This is a genomic window from Spirochaetia bacterium 38H-sp (assembly GCA_039023545.1).
Classification (GTDB): domain Bacteria; phylum Spirochaetota; class Spirochaetia; order Winmispirales; family Winmispiraceae; genus Rarispira; species Rarispira pelagica.
Map to the genome: position 1 here is coordinate 679,734 of JBCHKQ010000001.1, position 18,960 is coordinate 698,693.

The 18,960-nt window shown below is 40.9% G+C and carries 11 protein-coding genes; 7 read left to right on the forward strand and 4 right to left on the reverse strand.

The window, feature by feature from the left end:
- Positions 1–168 precede the first annotated feature (168 nt).
- Positions 169–600, forward strand: coding sequence for a hypothetical protein (locus WKV44_02940; GenBank protein MEM5947492.1), 432 nt, complete (start codon positions 169–171; stop codon positions 598–600).
- A 25-nt stretch (positions 601–625) separates the two neighbouring features.
- On the opposite strand, the gene WKV44_02945 is transcribed toward WKV44_02940, so the two are convergent.
- On the reverse strand, positions 626–2,521 hold the full coding sequence (locus WKV44_02945; protein MEM5947493.1) for a methyl-accepting chemotaxis protein: 1,896 nt from the start codon (positions 2,519–2,521) through the stop codon (positions 626–628).
- Between the two features lie 86 nt (positions 2,522–2,607).
- Complete coding sequence (locus tag WKV44_02950) at positions 2,608–3,885, reverse strand: alpha-amylase family glycosyl hydrolase (protein MEM5947494.1); 1,278 nt, start codon at positions 3,883–3,885, stop codon at positions 2,608–2,610.
- Between the two features lie 506 nt (positions 3,886–4,391).
- Here WKV44_02950 and WKV44_02955 point away from each other — a divergent pair.
- Together WKV44_02955 and WKV44_02960 are read left to right on the forward strand one after the other, a co-directional pair.
- Positions 4,392–7,385 carry a glucodextranase DOMON-like domain-containing protein gene (locus tag WKV44_02955; protein MEM5947495.1) on the forward strand — a complete coding sequence of 998 codons (2,994 nt, stop codon included), beginning with the start codon at positions 4,392–4,394 and terminating at the stop codon, positions 7,383–7,385.
- A gap of 257 nt (positions 7,386–7,642) precedes the next feature.
- Positions 7,643–8,818 carry a pyridoxal phosphate-dependent aminotransferase gene (locus tag WKV44_02960; GenBank protein MEM5947496.1) on the forward strand — a complete coding sequence of 392 codons (1,176 nt, stop codon included), beginning with the start codon at positions 7,643–7,645 and terminating at the stop codon, positions 8,816–8,818.
- A 101-nt stretch (positions 8,819–8,919) separates the two neighbouring features.
- Here the strand turns inward: WKV44_02960 and WKV44_02965 are convergent, their stop codons facing one another.
- Positions 8,920–9,828, reverse strand: coding sequence for an AraC family transcriptional regulator (locus WKV44_02965; protein ID MEM5947497.1), 909 nt, complete (start codon positions 9,826–9,828; stop codon positions 8,920–8,922).
- Between the two features lie 114 nt (positions 9,829–9,942).
- On the opposite strand from WKV44_02965, the gene WKV44_02970 reads away from it, so the two are divergent.
- The 3 genes from WKV44_02970 to WKV44_02980 are packed head-to-tail and all read left to right on the forward strand — an operon-like array spanning position 9,943 to position 14,032.
- Positions 9,943–11,271 carry a GH1 family beta-glucosidase gene (locus tag WKV44_02970; GenBank protein ID MEM5947498.1) on the forward strand — a complete coding sequence of 443 codons (1,329 nt, stop codon included), beginning with the start codon at positions 9,943–9,945 and terminating at the stop codon, positions 11,269–11,271.
- 10 nt (positions 11,272–11,281) lie between these two features.
- A complete protein-coding gene (locus WKV44_02975; protein MEM5947499.1) occupies positions 11,282–13,699 on the forward strand; it encodes a glycosyl transferase in 2,418 nt (805 codons plus the stop codon).
- A gap of 15 nt (positions 13,700–13,714) precedes the next feature.
- Entirely contained in the window at positions 13,715–14,032 is a 318-nt protein-coding gene (locus WKV44_02980) for a hypothetical protein (protein MEM5947500.1), read from the forward strand.
- Here the strand turns inward: WKV44_02980 and WKV44_02985 are convergent.
- Positions 14,029–15,927, reverse strand: coding sequence for a methyl-accepting chemotaxis protein (locus WKV44_02985; GenBank protein ID MEM5947501.1), 1,899 nt, complete (start codon positions 15,925–15,927; stop codon positions 14,029–14,031). The genes WKV44_02980 and WKV44_02985 overlap by 4 nt on opposite strands.
- A gap of 180 nt (positions 15,928–16,107) precedes the next feature.
- Here WKV44_02985 and WKV44_02990 point away from each other — a divergent pair, with 180 nt between their 5' ends.
- On the forward strand, positions 16,108–18,942 hold the full coding sequence (locus tag WKV44_02990; GenBank protein ID MEM5947502.1) for a PQQ-binding-like beta-propeller repeat protein: 2,835 nt from the start codon (positions 16,108–16,110) through the stop codon (positions 18,940–18,942).
- The last annotated feature ends 18 nt before the right edge of the window (positions 18,943–18,960 follow it).

An 18,960-nucleotide genomic window follows, 5' to 3' on the forward strand; every position in this document is an offset into this window, starting at 1 on the left:
GAATAAAGCTTCCCCGGCAGTACGGCTGCTCAGGGCCTGCCCTTGGCAAATATACTGCAAAAGTACTAAAAACACAGCCACCAGTATACCAAACCTTTAGAATCTTTTTTGCTATGCACAATCCCGATAACATATTAAAATAAAAAAAACAATGCAGGAGAAGAACATATGATCCTTGACATAGCCATATATTTTTTTGTTGCAATGGAGCTTGCCAACACAATAATACTATATCTAAAACCGGAGTTTAAATATGGAAACAGCATGAGAGCCTTTTGTGCATGGGAGGATTCAAAAAAAGAAGAAAAAACAAAGCTTTTTGCAAAATACCTTGTCAACTGGGTAGCAAACTGCAAGCTTATATTCATAGCACTTCTTATCGTAGTAGCAAACACAGGAAGCGAGCAGACAAAAATATACACAATCATAGTGACAATATTTTCCATAGCAGTATACTTTATAACACTCCACCCAATAATAAGAAAACTGGACAGAATGGGCGAGATAAGACCCAAGGGCTATTCTGTGACACTTGCAATAACAATAGCAGCATTTATAGTGGTATTTTCTTTGGCCCTTGTTTTACATATTCTTACCTGATTTGCTCAGTTGTAAAAGCGCAAAATTATTCTGATTCCGACTCTTCAAGAGAAAAGGCCTCTACGGTATCCCTTAGAACATCCATCCTGTTTTTACTCTCCTGTGCAAGCCTGTCTATATCCGTAAGAGCATTGGATATCTCTTTTATGCCATTTTCAATCTCTATGATATTCTTGTTGACATTGAGAGCAAGCTCCTTTGTTTTCTCGGATACATTGTGTATATCAGCAGTCTTATTAGAAATCTCTACAGACTCCTCTTTTACCCGTGTTGTAATAACATTGATATTCTGAATATTCTCAAGAATACTATTGCTATTTTGGGATAGGGTTGTCATCAGTTTGGTGATCTCTTCCAAAGAAATATAAAATTTTTCCATTGATTTCTGAATATGTTCAAAAGATTCTGCACTGTCGGAGCTGACTTCGCTTGCTGTACTTATCTGCTCAAGCATATTTCTCAAAGATTGATTTATCTTTGTTGCGTGCTCCTCTGTAGATTCTGCCAGCTTACGTATTTCCTCCGCAACAACAGCAAACCCCCGGCCGGCATCGCCAGCATGAGCACTCTCTATTGCGGCATTCATAGAAAGAAGATTAGTTTGCTCGGCAACGGCATCTATTATGTCTATTATCTCCTTTACATTTGAAATCTCTCTGGAAATATTATTTACTATATAGTTTGTATTATTTATCTTTTCTCCACTGCTTTTTAGCAGCTCCATTATTTCACTCAGATTTTCTCTCTCTTTTTCTGCAAGGTTGCTTGCACGCCTTATGGAGGAGTTTATCTCTTCTATTGCCTCAGAGCTTTCTTCTATATTTTCTGCCTGTATAGATATATCTCTTTCTATCTCTTCTGTCCCTGTTACAATCTGTGTAATAGCTGCAGAAGTTTGTTCTATGGAAGCATCAAGGGTTTTCAGCACCTGTTTGAATACATCCATATTCTTTGTAATCTGATTACTGGATGCAGAGGACTCTCTTACACCCGAAGCGAGAGACTCTTTGAGAACATCCACCTGCATAGAAGCCTTTTTTACGTTGAGCAGAAAATTGCGCAACATATCAAATGCGATGGCATTATGCTCTCCAATTTCTCCCAGCTCATCCTTTGCCATCCTGGACATAGTCTGTAACTTTTCTATTGTACCTCTCGTGAGTTTTTTCTCTTTAATCTCGCCTATTATCCTGCTTAAAGAGCTTATTCTGTCGGTCAATGTTCTGTTTACTCTAAAAACGAGAAAGGAGGAGAACACAATTGTCATAAGAACAAGCACGATTACAAGAAACTGAATAATCTGCTCTGTTTTTCTTACACTGGTCTTAAGCTTTTCTATCAATGACAAAACCTTTGAAGAAAGAAACTCCTCCGATATGTTAATAGTGCTGTACAGAGAACCCATGGCCTCATTTATATAGAAAGAAGCTATTGTTGCTTTATCATAACTTTCTCGTATATTGAGTTTTATCTGGAGAAGTCCTCTTCTTTGGTTGTCCGGCAGATCTATGTTTTCTAGCAAATCCGATATAAAAGTCTCTGTTTTATTAAAATTAGCATTATTTAGTGTCCATAATTTTTCCAGACTTTTTATTTCTTCTTTTAAATCTTTTGATAGAAAGGCAACACCTTTGTGAGAATAGAGTTCCTTTAAGTCGGTGTCAAGTTCTGATACAGCAAGCTTCCACTTATCAAAGACATCTTCCAGTTGTTCTGTAGCTCTTCTTGTTGTATCATAAGCAATCATATCCTTGCTTGCGGATACCAGTTTTTGGGAAGAGACAACAAAATCCCATGCTTTATCCATAAAATCGCCGAGTATATAAGATACATAGTTTTGTACCATTATCCCCAAAAGACCTACAAACAAAATTACTGCTGTCAGAAACACAATAAACCGCAACCTGGAACGGAGTGTCATAAATCCATCCTAAAATAAAATACTATTATCTACCTTGTATTCTAATATAAAGAAAAGCTCGTGGCAAATGCCGCGAGCTGATAATATTATTTTGTCCAGATAGCCCAGTTGGTCGGAGGGCTGTATGTGGTATCCGGGCCTATTTTTATGATAAGTCTGCCATTGACTTCTGCTACATATTTGTTGTTATCTGCAGCAATAATATTAAGACTGGCGGATGAGGTTATTCCTGTTTCTCTTCTTATGCTTATAAGCGTTTTTATCTTGTTTCTCAGATCTGGACTCCAGTCAAAAAAATGAGGCCAATAAACGCAGGGAGTGCCGGGATGGGTAAGGATATATGCATAGCCTTCCTCAACCTTGTCGGAGGGGAAAGGCCAATGGTTTTGACCACCTCCTGGAGAAGGGCCTGTATCATGATTATCTATAAATGTTACGGACATTGTCGGCCACCAGCCAATGGCTCCTATAGCCTTTCCTTCCTTATCTCTCAGTCTCCAATACTCAGACCTGTCAACAGCAAGCTGAAGCTGCCACTTGGTAGTAAAGTCAAATACCATGGAGTTTCCACCTGTGCCGTCTATCCAATCCATAAGCTTTTGTCTGTGGTAGTTTACGTTGTTTCCGGATGCATAATAATCACCCGTTATATCAGGCCACAATTCTCCTACGGAAAGATATGGGGAAGTGTATATGTTGTAAAGCCCTGTATAATAAGGAGAATATCCTTTTACATAATCATATCTCCATCCGTCAAAGCCAATATCATTTTTTAACCAGAGAAGCCAATTTTTTATTTTGTTTTGGACGTCATAATAGGTATGGTCCAAGTCTCTAGCTGCAGCGTAGCCGTCTCCGGTATCATAGTCCCCTGTGCCTTGGCTCCATTCATCGTCCCGTGTGACAGCCTTAGAATTGTTGTCAAAGGCTGGGTTAGAAAAGTCCGCCCAGTTGTAAGTTCCTACACGATGGTTGATGACGATATCTGCGATTGCTTTAACGCCTCTATTGTGCAGAGCTGTGATTGCGTTTTTAAGTTCCTCCTTTGTACCGTACTTTGAGTTTAGATTATACCACTGTCTTGGCAGATAACCCTCGTCCGAGGCTGCATCAGATGGTGGAGGAAACCATACTGCAGAAAACCCTGCATCTGCAATAACAGATGAGTTTTGTGATATAATATCCCACCAATGCATAGTGCTATTATGTGATGTCCAATGGAATCCTTGAAGCAGTACGGCATCTAGGTCGCCATGATATGCTGCCAGATTGCTATTTGGTTTCCCATCTACGGAAAGCATCTGGGTACAGCCGGGAAGTAAAATAAGCAAAGCCAATAAGCATAAATAGAATAAATATCTCATAGCTTCTCCTTAATATAGAATATTAAAACGATTGTATTAATAATTGTGTCATAATAATTTGTTATTTGTAGATCGTGTTTTATTTATATGTAAAATAAAAAAATAAATATAGATATAGGTTTAAGCTTTTGCACTACTACTTATTTAAAAAAAGAAACTTGCTAGCTCAAAAATATCATGGTACTATAATTAAAACCTTTGCATTAATGTTTACTTTTTGAGATGTTTTATTTGGTTTTTATAAAGAAATAAAACGCAAGATGATATCTTGTGCAATTTTTTTGCATAAGATTATGTTAAACAGGCCGTGATAGTCCATAACATTTTTGGAAGGATTTTATTTTGAAAAAGGGAATTTTTTCCTTGATTTTGGCAGTATCCCGACAGGGCACAAGGTTAGAATAACGCTTGATTGTTCCCTGTCTCAGGATATCTGATAGCCTTCTAAAAATCGGGTACGGTGGCAGATGCTATCGTACCCACTTAATATATGTGTGGAGGATAAGATGAGACGTGTTTATTTTGTTTTTGCAGTCCTTTTTGCTTTTATAAGCTGCGGATTGCTTTTTGCAGGAGGCGGGGCGGAAGAAGATGTCCTGTATCTCAATATAGTATGGCACCAGCATCAGCCGCTTTACTATATGGAGCAGGATGTCTACTCTCGTCCTTGGGTAAGGGTGCATGCTACCAAGGACTATTACGATATGGCAGCTGTCTTGGAGGATTATCCGGATGTACATGTTACTTTTAATATAACTCCGGTTCTTATAAAGCAGCTAGAAGATTTTGTAGCAGGCAAAAAGGATACCTACTGGGTGCTTGGAGAAAAGAATGCGGCCAGTCTTACAGATAGTGACAAAAGATTTATTCTTGAGAGATTCTTTGATGCAAATCATGACAATCTCATCAGGCCGTTTCCCAGATATTGGGAATTGCTCAACAAGAGAGACTCTCTTGGACTTGATAAGGCGATAAAATCTTTTTCCGAGCAGGATTTTAGGGACTTACAGGTATGGTTTCAGCTTGCATGGTGTGATCCTGTGTTTAGAGAAAAGGAGCCGCTGGCTTCTCTTGTAAAAAAAGGTAAAGGGTTTACAGAAGAAGATAAGAAGATCCTCTTTTCTGAGATTAGCCATATCATAAAGATGGTTCTTCCTGAGCATAGAAAACTTATGGAAAAGGGACAGATAGAGCTTATAACAACTCCGTATGCTCATCCCATACTGCCTCTTATATATTCTACCAAGGTTATGAAGCAAAACGATCCCTCTTCTCCTGCTCCGGAGAATTTTTCTTATCCCAACGATGCCATAGCTCATCTTAAAAAGGCAAGAGAGATTTACTACAGGCATTTTGGCAAGGAGCCTGCGGGTATGTGGCCTGCAGAGGGATCTGTATCTAAGGATATTGTCCCTCTTGTTAAAAAGGCGGGATTCTCATGGATGGCTTCCGGCGAACAGGTGCTTGCAAAATCTCTTGGATTGGATGGTTTTACGAGAGATTCAAACGATACTGTAGAACAGTCTGCAATGTTGTACAGACCCTATTATGTACTTGGTCCCAAGGGCGAGAAGGTTGCAATGGTCTTCCGCGATAACAGGTTGTCAGATCTTATAGGTTTTGAATATTCCGGTATGAGCGGCAAGGCTGCTGTGGATGACCTTTTTGCAAGGCTTAAAAAGATAAAGAGCAAGCTTGATAAGAGTGGAGAAAAGGGGCCTTTTCTTGTTTCCATAATCCTTGACGGGGAGAATGCATGGGAGCACTATAAGAATGATGGAAAGGATTTCTTTGCAGAACTATACTCCAGGCTTTCTGCTTCTGAGTGGGTTAAAACAGTTACTCCTTCGGAGTTCCTTGCTATGTTTCCTGAGCAGAAAACTATAGAAAACCTCTGGCCTGGCTCATGGTTTACTCCTGATTACAGCACATGGATAGGAGAAGAAGAGGAAAATAAAGCCTGGGATCTTCTTGGTTTTGTAAGAGCTCATCTTGCCAAGTACGACATGTACAAGTACAGAGAGGTAGAGCCTGATACTCTTGCCAAGGCTCTTGATTATATGTACCTCGCAGAAGGCTCGGATTGGTTTTGGTGGTATGGAGATGACCAGGATTCTGGCGTGGATGAGTATTTTGATAATGCATACAGAGAATTATTAAAAAATGTTTACAGAAGTCTTGGCGATCCTGTTCCTGCAATCCTAGATGTGCCAATAATAGCTGAGCGTGCTGCAAAAGAGAGTGAAAGCTTGGAAAAGCCGGTGTCCGTCATAATAGACGGAAAAATAAGTGCTGATGAATGGAAAGGGGCCGGTCGCTTTGTAAAATCCGGAGGTGTCCAGGCAGCTGCATACAGCGAGCTCCAGGAGATACGATATGGAGTAAGCAAAACAGCTCTTGTTCTTGGAATTACCTCCAGAAATCCTTGGAACACCATTTTTGCCGATTCTTCTCTTGAAATATATTTCAAGCTGCCCAATTATGCCTCTTCTTCTGTTTTTATGCTTGACGGAAGAACCCCTGTTGGCTTTGATTCTTCCCATGTTCTGGTAATAAAGGGTTCTGCATTATCTTGGTACAGAGTGGATGATAAGGGTAAGTGGATAGAGGAAAAGGCGGCAGTTAATATCCGTACTGCTGGCAGGGGGCTTGAAATAGAGCTTCCTTATACTTCTTTGCCTCCTGTTGAGATGGGTCAGCTTATACGGATAAAATCTTTTCTTACTGGAGCAAAAGGAGTCCGGGATTCTCTCCCTCAGAACGCCAACCTTATGGCTGTTCTTCCTGATACTGGTCAGACAGAGACTCTGCTTTCTGTTGTAGATCCTGCAGGTGATGATTATGGTCCCGGCTATTATAGCTATCCGCAGGATGCTGTTTTTGAGCCCGGTGTTTTTGATATCACAGAATTCTCTGTGAGCCAGGGGACAAGCGATATAGTGTTTACTTTTAAGCTTGCAGCTCCTGTAAACAATCCGTGGAACTCTCCCATAGGCCTTTCTGTTCAGACTTTTGATATTTATCTGGATGTTATTCCAGGTCAAGGTGCAAGGAATCTTCTAGAGGGCAGAAACGTAAATACTGCTGATGATTTTGCCTGGGATTATGCCATATGGGTTGAAGGTTGGAATCAAAAAGTGCTCATACCTGTTGATCCAGCAGATCCCGGTTCCGGTTTTGCAGAGAGTGCTGAGCTTAAACCGCGGGTTATGGTTCAGTCAGCATCTGGCAAGGTCACAGTCAGGGTGTCAAAGGAGATTTTGGGAGGTGCTACGAGCTTTAAACTTGCTGCTTGTGTACTGGGACAGGAAGGCTTCCCATCTGCCGGCGTAAGGCGGGTAAGAAATGTGGCTGAGACTGCTTCCCAATGGTCCTTTGGCGGTGCCAAATCCGATGATTACACGCGTATAATAGACCTTGTTGCCGATACCGCGGAATCACAGAAGAAACAGCTGGAAGAGCGGCGTGTTTCTTACCACGAGGTTGTTATCACAAAATAATTCCTATCCCCCAAAAAAAGGGGGCTCCTGGGGGTAGGTTTTTGTATCCTTCTGCGTTCCGGTCTTATACCGGAACGCTCTTTTTTTGTGCTGTGCTTGCCGGAGGCAGGAGGGGCTGCGCCCTGCTTCTATACCGAACGCACGGCCTGCTGGCGCATTCCGTGCTGCTTCCAAGCGGAAAAAACATGAGGTCCAGAGAACAGCTGCTGCCCCGACGTTCGGTATAAATTTTTTTTGTTTTAGGGTAGAGTGTTTCTATGAGAGTCAAGTTTTCTGACAGGTTTGAGTATCCTTTTTTTCCCAACAGGCTTTTTGAGCTTGCTTCTTCTGCAGAGGGTTATGTAAATCTTACTATTTCCAATCCTACGACCGTAGGGCTTCCGTATGAAGAGTCTTTGCTTGATGTGTTTCTGGAGCGTGATAATCTTGTCTACAGGCCTGATGCGAGGGGGCTTGAGAGGGCAAGGCGCGCAGTTGCGGAGTATTATAATAGAAGAAACTTGAGCGTTTCTGCGGATGATGTCCTTATAACAGCAGGAACAGGTGATGCGTATTCTTATCTTTTTAAGATGCTTTGTAATGCGTATGATAATGTACTTGTTCCCCAGCCTGGATATCCTCTCTTTGACCATATTGCTGCGCTTGAACTTGTAGAACTCAGAAAGTATGAGCTTGATTATTCCCACTCACGAGGCTGGAGAATTGATTTTTTTGATCTGGAGAAGAAGACAGACAATCGAACGCGTGCCATTGTGCTTATCAATCCCAATAATCCTACTGGTTCCTATGTGTGTCGGTATGAAGCGGAATCGCTTGCGCGTTTTGCATCGGAGAGGGGGATTGCTCTTATTGTCGACGAGGTTTTTTTTGATTTTTGCATAGGCTTTGTTGCGGATAGGGCGTCTTTTGTAGCCAGCACAGACTGCCTTTCTTTTACTCTTTCTGGTTTTTCCAAGATTTTGGGGCTGCCGCAAGTAAAATTTTCTTGGATTGTCACTTCCGGCCCATCCGATTGTATTTCGGAGGCAAAAGAGCGTCTTGAGCTTATAAGTGACACATATCTTTCTGCTTCTGTGCCTGTGCAGAACGCAGCTCCAGCGCTTTTTACGGCAGGTCATCCTATCTTTGGGGCTATAAAAGAACGGATAAATGAGAACTATGTTTTTTTGGATAAGCTTTTTGCGGACTCGGCTGTGCGGCTTTTGCGGACTTACGGTGGTTGGTCTTGTGTGCTTGAGCTTCCCCGTATCATGAGTGAGGAGGAGTGGACTGAGCGTCTTCTACTTGAGGCAGGGGTTTTGGTTTATCCGGGCTATTTTTTTGATTTTATAAGAGAAGCTTATATCGTAATAAGCCTTTTGCCAGAACATCCTGTCCTAAGAGAAGGGATAGGCAGGTTTGTGGACTTTTGCAAGAAACATGGGATTATGTAGTATGTTTTTTAATTAAAATCAGTTTTCTGCCGGATGCAGGAGTCCCCGCAGTGTTTTTCTTGTCAGATCTTGCTTGCGCGGGGACGACGTTCGGTATAATTTTATTTTGTGAGGGTAAGGGTAAAGCCTTGTCTTTTCCTGTATTCTCTGGGGCTCATACCGGTTATGTTCTTAAATTGTCTTGCAAAATAGTTGCTGTCTTTAAAGCCTGTTTTTTCTGCTATTTCTGTCATGCTGTTGTCTGTTTTTACAAGGAGTTTACAGGCTTGACCGACTCGAGTTTTTGTGAGAAATCGCAGAGGGCTCATGCCCACTGCACGGATAAAGTGTCGCCTTAGTGTTGTTTTTGACATGTTGGCTATGTTGCAGAGTTCTTCCAAGCTCCAGTCGCGGGTGTATTCTGTTTCTAGAAGTCCTATTAGTTTTCCTATCCTGACTGCTATTTCTGCGTCTGTACTGGGCAGATGCTGGTATTGCCGTGCTATGAAAACTAGGAGTTGGATGAGCAGGCTGTTCTTTTCTATTTTGTAGCCCGGGGGGCGTGTGTTTTCTTCTCTTATGCATTTTCTTATGATGTTTTCCACTTCTTCCAGTTGTGTTCCTGCTACGTTGAGTCTAGGTTCTGTTTTTTTTTCTATTCGTTCTCCGGGTTCTATTGTAAAAAAGGCGGTAAAACCGGGTATTCTCTTGAGTTGATCATGATAGGGTTCAAGGGCTTCTTCTCTAAACATGATGTTTACTAGCTTAAGTCCGCGTGCTTCGAAATAATGTGGGACCATGGGTTGTATTATAAAGAGGTCGCCATGTTTTATCTTGTGTATGTTCTTCTGTATGTGATGTACGCCTTCCCCTTCTAGTACAAATACCAGTTCGTAAAAGTTGTGTCTGTGTTCTCTGTATGTAAGGTCTATACCGTGATCTGGCATGTAAGGGGATGGAAGGAAATTGGTGGTTATCCTTATGTTTTCTTCATGGTCAGGGAAATGGTCTCTATCACTTACTGTATACATTTGAACATATTGTGCTAAAAATCGGGCAAATCGTCAAGGAAATATCCCTTATATGCCAATATCATTTGCATGTTCTATAGCATAAGATTAGACTTTTTTGTTGGAGGATAGATAATGCATAAATCTTTTCCGGATGATTTTCTATGGGGTGTTGCGACTGCAAGTTATCAGGTGGAGGGTGCTACGGATGTGGACGGGAGAAGTCCTAGTATATGGGATACTTTTTCTTCTACTCCCGGTAAGGTTAAGTTTGGCCATACTGGGGAGAGATCTGCTCAGCAGTACTATAAGTATAAGGAAGATGTCAGGCTCATGGCAGAGCTTGGTGTGGGTTCTTACAGGTTTTCTTTGTCCTGGCCAAGGATTATTCCGGCCAAGGATGGCAGGGTAAATCAAAAAGGGCTTGATTATTATAACAGGCTTATAGATGAGCTTTTATCTTATGGTATAAAGCCTAATATTACTCTTTTCCATTGGGATTTACCTCAATATTTAGAGGATGATGGGGGTTGGTTAAACCGTGATACTGCTTATAGGTTTGCGGATTATGCCAAGGTTTGTTTTGATGCTTTTGGTGACAGAGTGGATATGTGGGCGACTCTCAATGAGCCTTCTGTTTTTACTGCTCTTGGTTATGGTATGGGAGTGCATGCGCCGGGAAAGGCTGACTGGTCGCTTGTTCCCAAGGTGCAGCATAATTTGTATTTGGGACATGGTCTTGCTGTCAAGGCTTTTCGTGATGGCGGATATAAAGGAAAGATTGGGATTGTTCAGGCAATAATGACAGGCCGTGCCGCTACCAACAGAGAAGAGGATCTCGAAGCTTTGGATGTATATCGTGACGGTGCAAGGATGTATATGGATCCTCTTTTTGGTAGAGGATATCCAGAGCGTTTACTAAAAAGACATAATATTACTATGGATATTGAGAATGATGATCTTGAGATTATTTCTGCTTCCCTGGATTATCTGGGACTTAACTATTATTTTGAGCATGTTATCAAGGCTTCTGCTGATGATCCCAGGGGCTTTACCGAGGCAAAGACCCATTACAGGAGAACTGCTATGGGCTGGCCTGTTGTACCTCAAGGGCTTAAAAGACTTCTTCACTGGGTAAATGATAATTATTCTGTAAAAGAGATTTATATTACGGAGAATGGTGCAGCTTATAATGATGTTCTTGCCGAGGATATGGAGTCTGTACACGATGAAGAGCGTATAGAATATCTTAAGGGGCATTTTAAGGCCTGTGCAGAATCTGTAAGAGAAGGGATTCCTTTAAAAGGGTATTTTCTCTGGTCATTCATAGATAATTTTGAATGGGCTTTTGGCTATACCAAGCGTTTTGGGATTGTTTACTGTGACTATCTGGATGGGAGAAGGGTTCCCAAGGATAGTTATTATTATTATAGAGAGGTAATCTCAGGTAACGAAGTTTTTTAGGAGGGAAATAATGGAATACGGACATTTTGAGGGACGGGAGTATGTTATTACCAATCCCCATACTCCTGTAAAGTGGATTAACTACATAGGTACTATAGATTTTGGTGGTTATGTCGACCATACGGGTGGTATGCTTCTGTGTAAGGGTGATCCGGCTGTAAATAGGATAACCAAGTATATAACCCAAATGCCTGCTTCTGATTTTAAGGGATCCACGGTTTATATCAGGGCTAATATAGACGGAAAAACCGTAATATATTCTCCTTATTATGTTCCTACTTTACATGAGTATGATTTATACGAGTGTCGAGTAGGGTTGGGATATTCCAGGTTTATAATGGAATATAAAGGCATAAGAACAGAAATAACCGTGTTTGTTCCGGATGGGGAGTCTGTTGCAATACAGGATATAAAGATAAAGAATATTGGTAATAAAAGAATAGAGAGCTTGGATGTTATTCCTGTAGTGGAGTATTCTCACTTTGACGCTCTTAAGCAGCTTACCAATGCTGACTGGGTTCCTCAGACTATGACGAGTAAGGCTATTGGCAAACCTGGCGACCTTCTTGTTCTTCGTCAGTGTGCTTTTATGATGGTTGGAGTGGCAGAAAATTTCTTTACTTCCAATAGACCTGTTTCTTCTTATGAAGCTGACAGAAAACTTTTTCTTGGAAAGAATGAGTATGGGACATGGGCAATGCCTGCTTCTCTGGAGAAGGACGAGTTCTCTTCTCAGGATATATTGAGAGGAGATAACGTAGGTGCCCTGATGCATCATCTAGGTGCTTTAGAGAAGGGTGCGGAGGATCGTATTATTGTCCAGTTGGGACAGGTTGAGTCCGTAGAATCTTCTATGGCACTTATAGATAGGTTTAGAAAAGAAGAAGAAGTCGATAAGGCTCTTGCTGATATAGAAAAGTTCTGGGAAGATTTCTTGTCCGTGTGTCATGTGGAAACCGGGGATGAGGATTTTGATACTCTTATCAATACTCATAATCCCAGGCAGTGTTTTATTACTCTCAATTGGTCAAGATATCTGTCTTATTATCAGCTGGGATACGGTGCAAGAGGCATAGGAGTGCGAGATTCCAGCCAGGATGTTATGGCTGTCATAGCTGGAGCTCCTGATAGGGCTAGAAGGCTCCTTGAGATGATAATATCAGTACAATGCAGAGACGGTTCTTCCATGCATCAGTTTAACCCCAAGACTATGATTGCTTCCAATGGCGATGCACATGAGATGGATGATAGGCCGGATTACTATGGTGATGACCATCTTTGGCTTATTTTGGCTGTTTCTCAGTATCTTAAGGAAACAGGGGATTATGATTTTCTCAAAAAGGAAATCCCGTTTTACGAAAAGGATAAACAAGGTAATCCTGTAGAAAAGGCTACTGTTCTGGAACATCTTGAGAGGGCTTTGGAGTTTACAAAGACTCATACTGGTAAGCACGGTCTTCCTCTTCTTGGATTTGCGGATTGGAACGATACTGTCAACTTGAGAACAGGTGCTGAGTCTGTTTTTATAGCACATCAATTTTCTCTTGCGTCAAGAGAAATGGCTGAGCTTTTCTCTTATCTGGGAGATAATGAAAAGTCACAAAAGTATCTGTCTTATGCAGAAGAGATGAAAGAGACAGTAAACAGAGAAGCCTGGGATGGTAAGTGGTATGTTAGGTATTTTGATTATGATGGGAGTCCCATAGGAAGCAATAAGAATGATAAAGGAAAGATATATACCAATGCTCAATCATGGGCTGTTATGAGTGGTAATGCGGATGGACAGAGGGCAAAGACAGCTTTGGAGTCAGTGTATGAGCTTCTTAATACTCCTTATGGAATCAAACTCAGTATGCCGGGATATGACCACTATGATCCTAATATAGGAGGGGTAAGTACATATCCTCCCGGTGCAAAAGAAAACGGAGGGATATTTCTCCATGCTAACCCGTGGGTTATGATAGCAGAGACTATAGTAGGTAACGGCGATAGGGCATATCAGTATCATTCTCAGCTTAATCCTATAAAGAAGAATAATGATATAGATACTTATGAGGTTGAGCCTTATGTCTTCTGCCAGAATATTCTCTCCAATGAGCATCCCAATGCAGGCCTGGGGAGGAACAGCTGGTTGAGTGGAACATCCAGTTGGATGTATCAGGCAGCAACTCAGTATATGCTTGGTATAAGGCCTTCTCATTATGGGCTTGTAATAGATCCATGTATCCCCTCTTCCTGGGATAAGATATCTATCAAGAGAAGGTTTAGGGGCAAGGTTTATAATATTATCATTAAGAATCCTGCCGGCGTATCAAAGGGTATCAAATCATGCACTCTTGATGGCAAAGGCATAGAAATAGGCGATGGAAAAGTTATCATACCTGTTCCTTCTTCTGCGGAGTGTAATGTAGAAGTAGTACTGGGGTAAAATAGGGAGTATGCAATGGCAAAACTGCCACATGCAGCACTTTTAAAGCAGGCTTACCGCATGGATGCGGTAAGCCTGCATAATTCTCTCATGCGTTCCAGTGATCATGAGCTTGCTATTGTCTTTCTGCATCTTGGCGATAGAGAAAAGGATTATTTTTTATCTGTGTTAAGCCCAGAAAAAAAGAGACGGGTTGAAAACTTGTTGGCACGTCTTTCTCATGTTCTTATTCCGTATGATATTTATAAAGAAGCAGTAAAACTATTGATTATGAGGCTCGGAGGAGAAAACCCTCCTCCGCTTCCCCAATATTACAGACCTAATAGGAGTTAATCCACAGTATTGTTGTCCACTCTAAATGTTTCTACAACTCCATGAAGCTTTGACATTCTGTCTCTGCTCTCCTGTGCAAGATCACTTATTGTATTTACTGCCTGAAGTATTTCCTTTGTTCCTCTTTCTATCTCCGTAAGTCCCCTCGATACTTCTGTTGATATGCTTCTGGAACCCTCTGCTGCCTGATATATCTCCTGAGCACCTTTTGTCATCTGTCCTGCTTCTTCTTCTATCTGTTGAGTAATTGCAGATATTTTATGTGTTGTCTCAAGTATGGCCGTACTTGCCGTACTTAATTCTGTCATGCTGCTTGCGATCTCCTCTAATGCGGTAGCAAAATCCATGACTTCTTTATTGATGTTTTCAAAAGAACTGTGGCTTTCCTCGCTTGAATGCAGTGCGTCCTGTATTCTGTCCGTTATTCTTCCAAGGGATTGTCCTATTCTGCTGGCATGTTCTCCCGTAGATTCTGCCAGTTTCCTTATTTCTTCCGCAACAACTGCAAAACCGCGCCCTGCATCTCCTGCATGTGCACTTTCTATTGCGGCATTCATTGACAAAAGGTTTGTCTGCTCCGCAACAGTATCTATTATCTGGATTATCTCCTGTATATCCGATATTTCTCTGTATATTGATACTATTATATCGTTGGTATTGCTGAGTTTTTCTCCCCCGTCTCGTATTGTTTCAAGAAGCTTATTTGCTCTTTCTTTTCTATCCTTCGCCAAGTTTGCCACATGATGTACGGATGCATTCATCTCTTCTATTGCAGTTGAGCTTTCTGCTATGTTTTGAGCTTGATAGGATATGTTTTTTACGGTATCTTCTATGTTGTTCCTTATATTTTTTATGGCTTCAGTGGTCTTTTCCACATTGATATCAAGTCTGTCAAATTGCTTCTTTATAGATTCTATGTTAGCACTTATTTGGTTAAGAGCCGATGCCGACTCGGTAGAACCACCTGCAAGGATATCCTTGAGCTCTTCTACATTAATTGCTGCTTCTTGTACTGATATGAGGAATTCTTTGATAGTCTCAAGCACATTGGTGATATGACCGGCAAGATCTCCTAGCTCGTCCTGTGTTTTTGCCATGGCTCCTTCTGTGAGTTCCAATATAGTTTTTGATGATAAGTCTCGTTCTTTGATTTTACCCATGATTTGTTCTATTCTTCTTATCCTTGTTGCAAGAGAGCCACTCATCTTGTAGATAAGAACTGCGGAGATTATTATGAGTATTGATGCAAGAACTATAAGGATGGTTTGAGTGGTTTGTTCTATGGCTGCAACCTGTTGTTCTACCGTTTCTACAAGCTTTCCTATGCGTGTAGTAACGAAGGTTTCTGAGGATCTAATTGCCAATTGCACCTGTTTTATTGCCTGACTCACTTTTAATAAATCGGATGGGTTAGGATTTTTTTTCTGATAGAGATAGATCTGTATCTGCATAAGTCCGCGTTTCTGAGCATTTTCTATTGTTTTTGACTCTGCTATGCTCTTTATAAGACCATCTATCAATGTAAAGCTTACAACACTAGAGTTCCACATAGCTGATATTTTTTCTATTTCATCCTGAGTATCTCTTGGTAAATATTTTCTTGCCTTTGTGTTGCTGAGTTCTATAAGAAGATTGGTTGTCGTGTCCTTTTGTTTTCTCCATTCTGAGAGAATGGTATCTATATATGCATCTTGTCTTATTTCTGTATCATAGGCCAATAAATCCTTGCTTTTTGATATATAGTCTTGTGTGTTTTTTAGTACTTTATATGACCTTTTCTGTAATTCCAATAAATTGGATACAATTTTATTTCTTATGATAGTTCCTGCTGTTATTGCTATCATGGTAAGTGCTACCAGTATAAGGAGAATATACAATCTTGTTTTTAGCTTCATTTTTACTCCTTTTGATTTTCCCTGTATCAGCCTAAATTATAGAATAGATTTTAAAATCTCACAAGTTTAAAATAGAAATAGATTTATATACCATGTTCTTCAGTCAGGAAAACAGAATTGTGGTTATTATTTAAAAAAGATGCTATAATATAACAATAAAGAGGTCTCAAGGAGCCCTGTATGAAAAAAATGTATCTTCTGTTGGTTATTTTCACCATTATCTTACTCTTTTCCTGTTCTAAAACAGATAAAGAAAGTATTTCTCAACCTGTGGTAGAGGAAACACCAGTAGAGGAGATAAGTCTCCCCGAGACAGGCGAAGTCAGTGTTATATATGTGGAAGGTAATGTGTACTACAAACAGGATGAAAACTGGGAACCTGTTTTCATAGGTGATATTCTTACTCTTGGAGATGAGATCAAAACAGAGGACGGTATCTGCGAACTCCAGTTTGGAGAAAGAGCTGTAGTAAGGCTGGATTATAACACTGTTGTTGCGATGGAGAGGCTTGTTGGTTCTGGCGGGGATATGGATGCCAGAGTAGGGGTTTCTGAAGGTTCTCTTGTTGCCAAGGTAGAAAAACTTGTGGGAAACGAGCGTTTTAAGGTCAGGACTCCTACTACAACATGTGGAGTAAGAGGAACAGCGTTTAGAGTCAAGACGGATAAAGAGGGAAAAACTCAACTTGCTGTAAAAGAAGGAGCTGTAAGGGTCATACCTGCTCCTATTGATATGGATGTTGTAAAAGATAAAGCCGAGATAGCAGGTGAGGAAATGGTCGCTCTTGTAGCAGAAATAGAGGATAATGCACCTCTTGTTCTGCCCGATCAGGAAATAAAAATAGAACCGGAAGAAGCAAAACAGACAGCAGAAGTAATTGCAAAAGTAAAGGCCGTAGTCAATTCGGAAGCCATAAAGAAAGCAAACGACAATCCGGAGAAAAAAGAGATCCTTGATAAGATAGAAAAACAGGACATGGAGCTTGTGGAACCGGCAGAACCTGTAAAAGCAGTAGAGAGTGCTGTATCTGAGAATATATCCGTGAGCCGGGATGAGATAAAAAAATCGTCCGTATATTTTGCTTCTGTAAAAGAGGATATAAATCCAATATCGGATGAACACAAAGAAGCTCTTGAAGCAGCAGATGAAATGAAGGTTTATGCAGCTGTTGAGATAGAAAAAGAGCAGAAAAAACCCGTGGCTTTCCTGCTGGAAGTAGAGCCGCGTGATTCTGAGATCATTATCAATGGGATAGGCAAAATATCTGGAGGAAAGTTCCAGAAACTCTTTGATCCAGGAACGTCCTTATCTGTAAGTATAAGAAGAGAAGGATATATTGGCCAGACTCTGGATATAGACCTGCCTGATAGTGGAGGAAAATCCATAAAAGTAAAGCTTAAAAAAGAAGAAAAACCTCTTATGGATATTATGCTCAAGGCAGAACCTTCTGATGCCAGAATATTTATAAACAATAAGAATGTTGCGCAAGGGGAATACACGTCAAAAATCAAAAAAGGTGAAAAACTCAGTGTAAGAATTGAGAAAGAAGGATATAGGACAGAAACACTGCAGCTTGATGTCAGCAATAATATAAGTAAAAAAATAGTACTTGTTCCTGAGGAAAAATCGCTAAGCATAAGACTTACTGTAGAACCTACAGAAGCAGAAATATACATAGGTGATGAGCTTGTTGGCAAAGGCTTTGCTGAGATATCCGGAAAAAAGGGAGATAGCCTCAACATAGAAGTAAAAGCCAATGGATATCAACCGGAGAGATTAAGCTTGGAGCTTGCAGATAATCTGCCTGCAGAAAAAAAGATAGTGCTCAAAAAGCAAAGAGAATCTATCAAAGTCAAGGTTTCTCCAGAAGATGCAAAGATTTTTCTAGGTAAAAGAGAAGTAGGTACGGGAGAAGCAGATATAAAACCTGATTCTAACAATATTGAGCTCATAGTAAAGCGTCCGGGCTATGCTCCCCATGCGTTTAATCTATCGGAGACCCAAGAAGATATTATAAACGTAGTACTTACTCCCAGACCGCTTGTTGCGTCAAAGCAAATACCAGGTGCAAAAACCTTTGTAAGGAGCATAGTAGGAAACAGAGGCACGATTATTGGTGTGGACAAGACAGGAACAATATGGGCTGTGTCTTCTGAAGGAAGGTTGTTGTGGAGTTTTCCAACCAAGAACAATAATAACGAAAACATTTTGCCTGTTATAAATAAAGACAGAGTGTATGTCTCTGGTCCCAAAGAATTTGTCATACTTGACATTATCTCCGGTGCACCTGTTTACAGACAGGACCTTACCGGCAAAGCTGCACATATCTTTGGTCGTCATATTGTAGCGGATGAAAATATACTCCTTTATCCCGAGGATGACAGACTGCTTGTACTCAATGCTAGCACTGGGCAGAAACACAGAGAAATATCTCTGCCTGAGTCTTCCAGAATGTCCCCTGCTATAATAAACGGCTACGCCTATATCGTTACCGAGCGAGGGAAGCTGCTAAAAATATCCCTCAAAGACAACAATATCGAGAGTGTGGATACAAGCCTTGTCCAGCCAGTCGCAATAAGCCCAGTAGTAAAGGGAGATAGCCTTTATGTGATTGACAGACGTGGAACCCTTATGAGTCTGGATACTAAGAGCCTATCCCTATCGTGGAAGAACAAGATAACAGGGGATTTGAGCAGCTTCACAGAACCAGTTGTAGGAGAAAAAATATATATCTTTAATGAACATAAAATTTATGCGGTTTCTCCTGCTGACGGAAAAGTTTCTTATACCATTTCCGGAGCAGCAGCTTCCCCAGCCATAACCGGCAGCTTACTTGTATATCCCTCAGAAGACGGAAAGCTCAAGCTTTGCGAGCAGTCAAGCGGTGCAACCCTAGCCGAGCTTTATATGGGAGAAGCAGCTAGTGCTGCCCCGCATGCAAGGGGAGAGTGGATATACGTACCTACAGCCAGCGGAAAAATATACATATATAACATTGCACATTATTTAAAATAAAAAAATAACATTATACCG

Excerpts from the sequence above, each read along its gene's own strand:
- WKV44_02940 (MEM5947492.1), top strand. The coding sequence starts at position 169 with ATGATCCTTGACATAGCCATATATTTTTTTGTTGCAATGGAGCTTGCC.
- WKV44_02945 (MEM5947493.1), bottom strand. The coding sequence starts at position 2,521 with ATGACACTCCGTTCCAGGTTGCGGTTTATTGTGTTTCTGACAGCAGTA.
- WKV44_02950 (MEM5947494.1), bottom strand. The coding sequence starts at position 3,885 with ATGAGATATTTATTCTATTTATGCTTATTGGCTTTGCTTATTTTACTT.
- WKV44_02955 (MEM5947495.1), top strand. The coding sequence starts at position 4,392 with ATGAGACGTGTTTATTTTGTTTTTGCAGTCCTTTTTGCTTTTATAAGC.
- WKV44_02960 (MEM5947496.1), top strand. The coding sequence starts at position 7,643 with ATGAGAGTCAAGTTTTCTGACAGGTTTGAGTATCCTTTTTTTCCCAAC.
- WKV44_02965 (MEM5947497.1), bottom strand. The coding sequence starts at position 9,828 with ATGTATACAGTAAGTGATAGAGACCATTTCCCTGACCATGAAGAAAAC.
- WKV44_02970 (MEM5947498.1), top strand. The coding sequence starts at position 9,943 with ATGCATAAATCTTTTCCGGATGATTTTCTATGGGGTGTTGCGACTGCA.
- WKV44_02975 (MEM5947499.1), top strand. The coding sequence starts at position 11,282 with ATGGAATACGGACATTTTGAGGGACGGGAGTATGTTATTACCAATCCC.
- WKV44_02980 (MEM5947500.1), top strand. The coding sequence starts at position 13,715 with ATGGCAAAACTGCCACATGCAGCACTTTTAAAGCAGGCTTACCGCATG.
- WKV44_02985 (MEM5947501.1), bottom strand. The coding sequence starts at position 15,927 with ATGAAGCTAAAAACAAGATTGTATATTCTCCTTATACTGGTAGCACTT.
- WKV44_02990 (MEM5947502.1), top strand. The coding sequence starts at position 16,108 with ATGAAAAAAATGTATCTTCTGTTGGTTATTTTCACCATTATCTTACTC.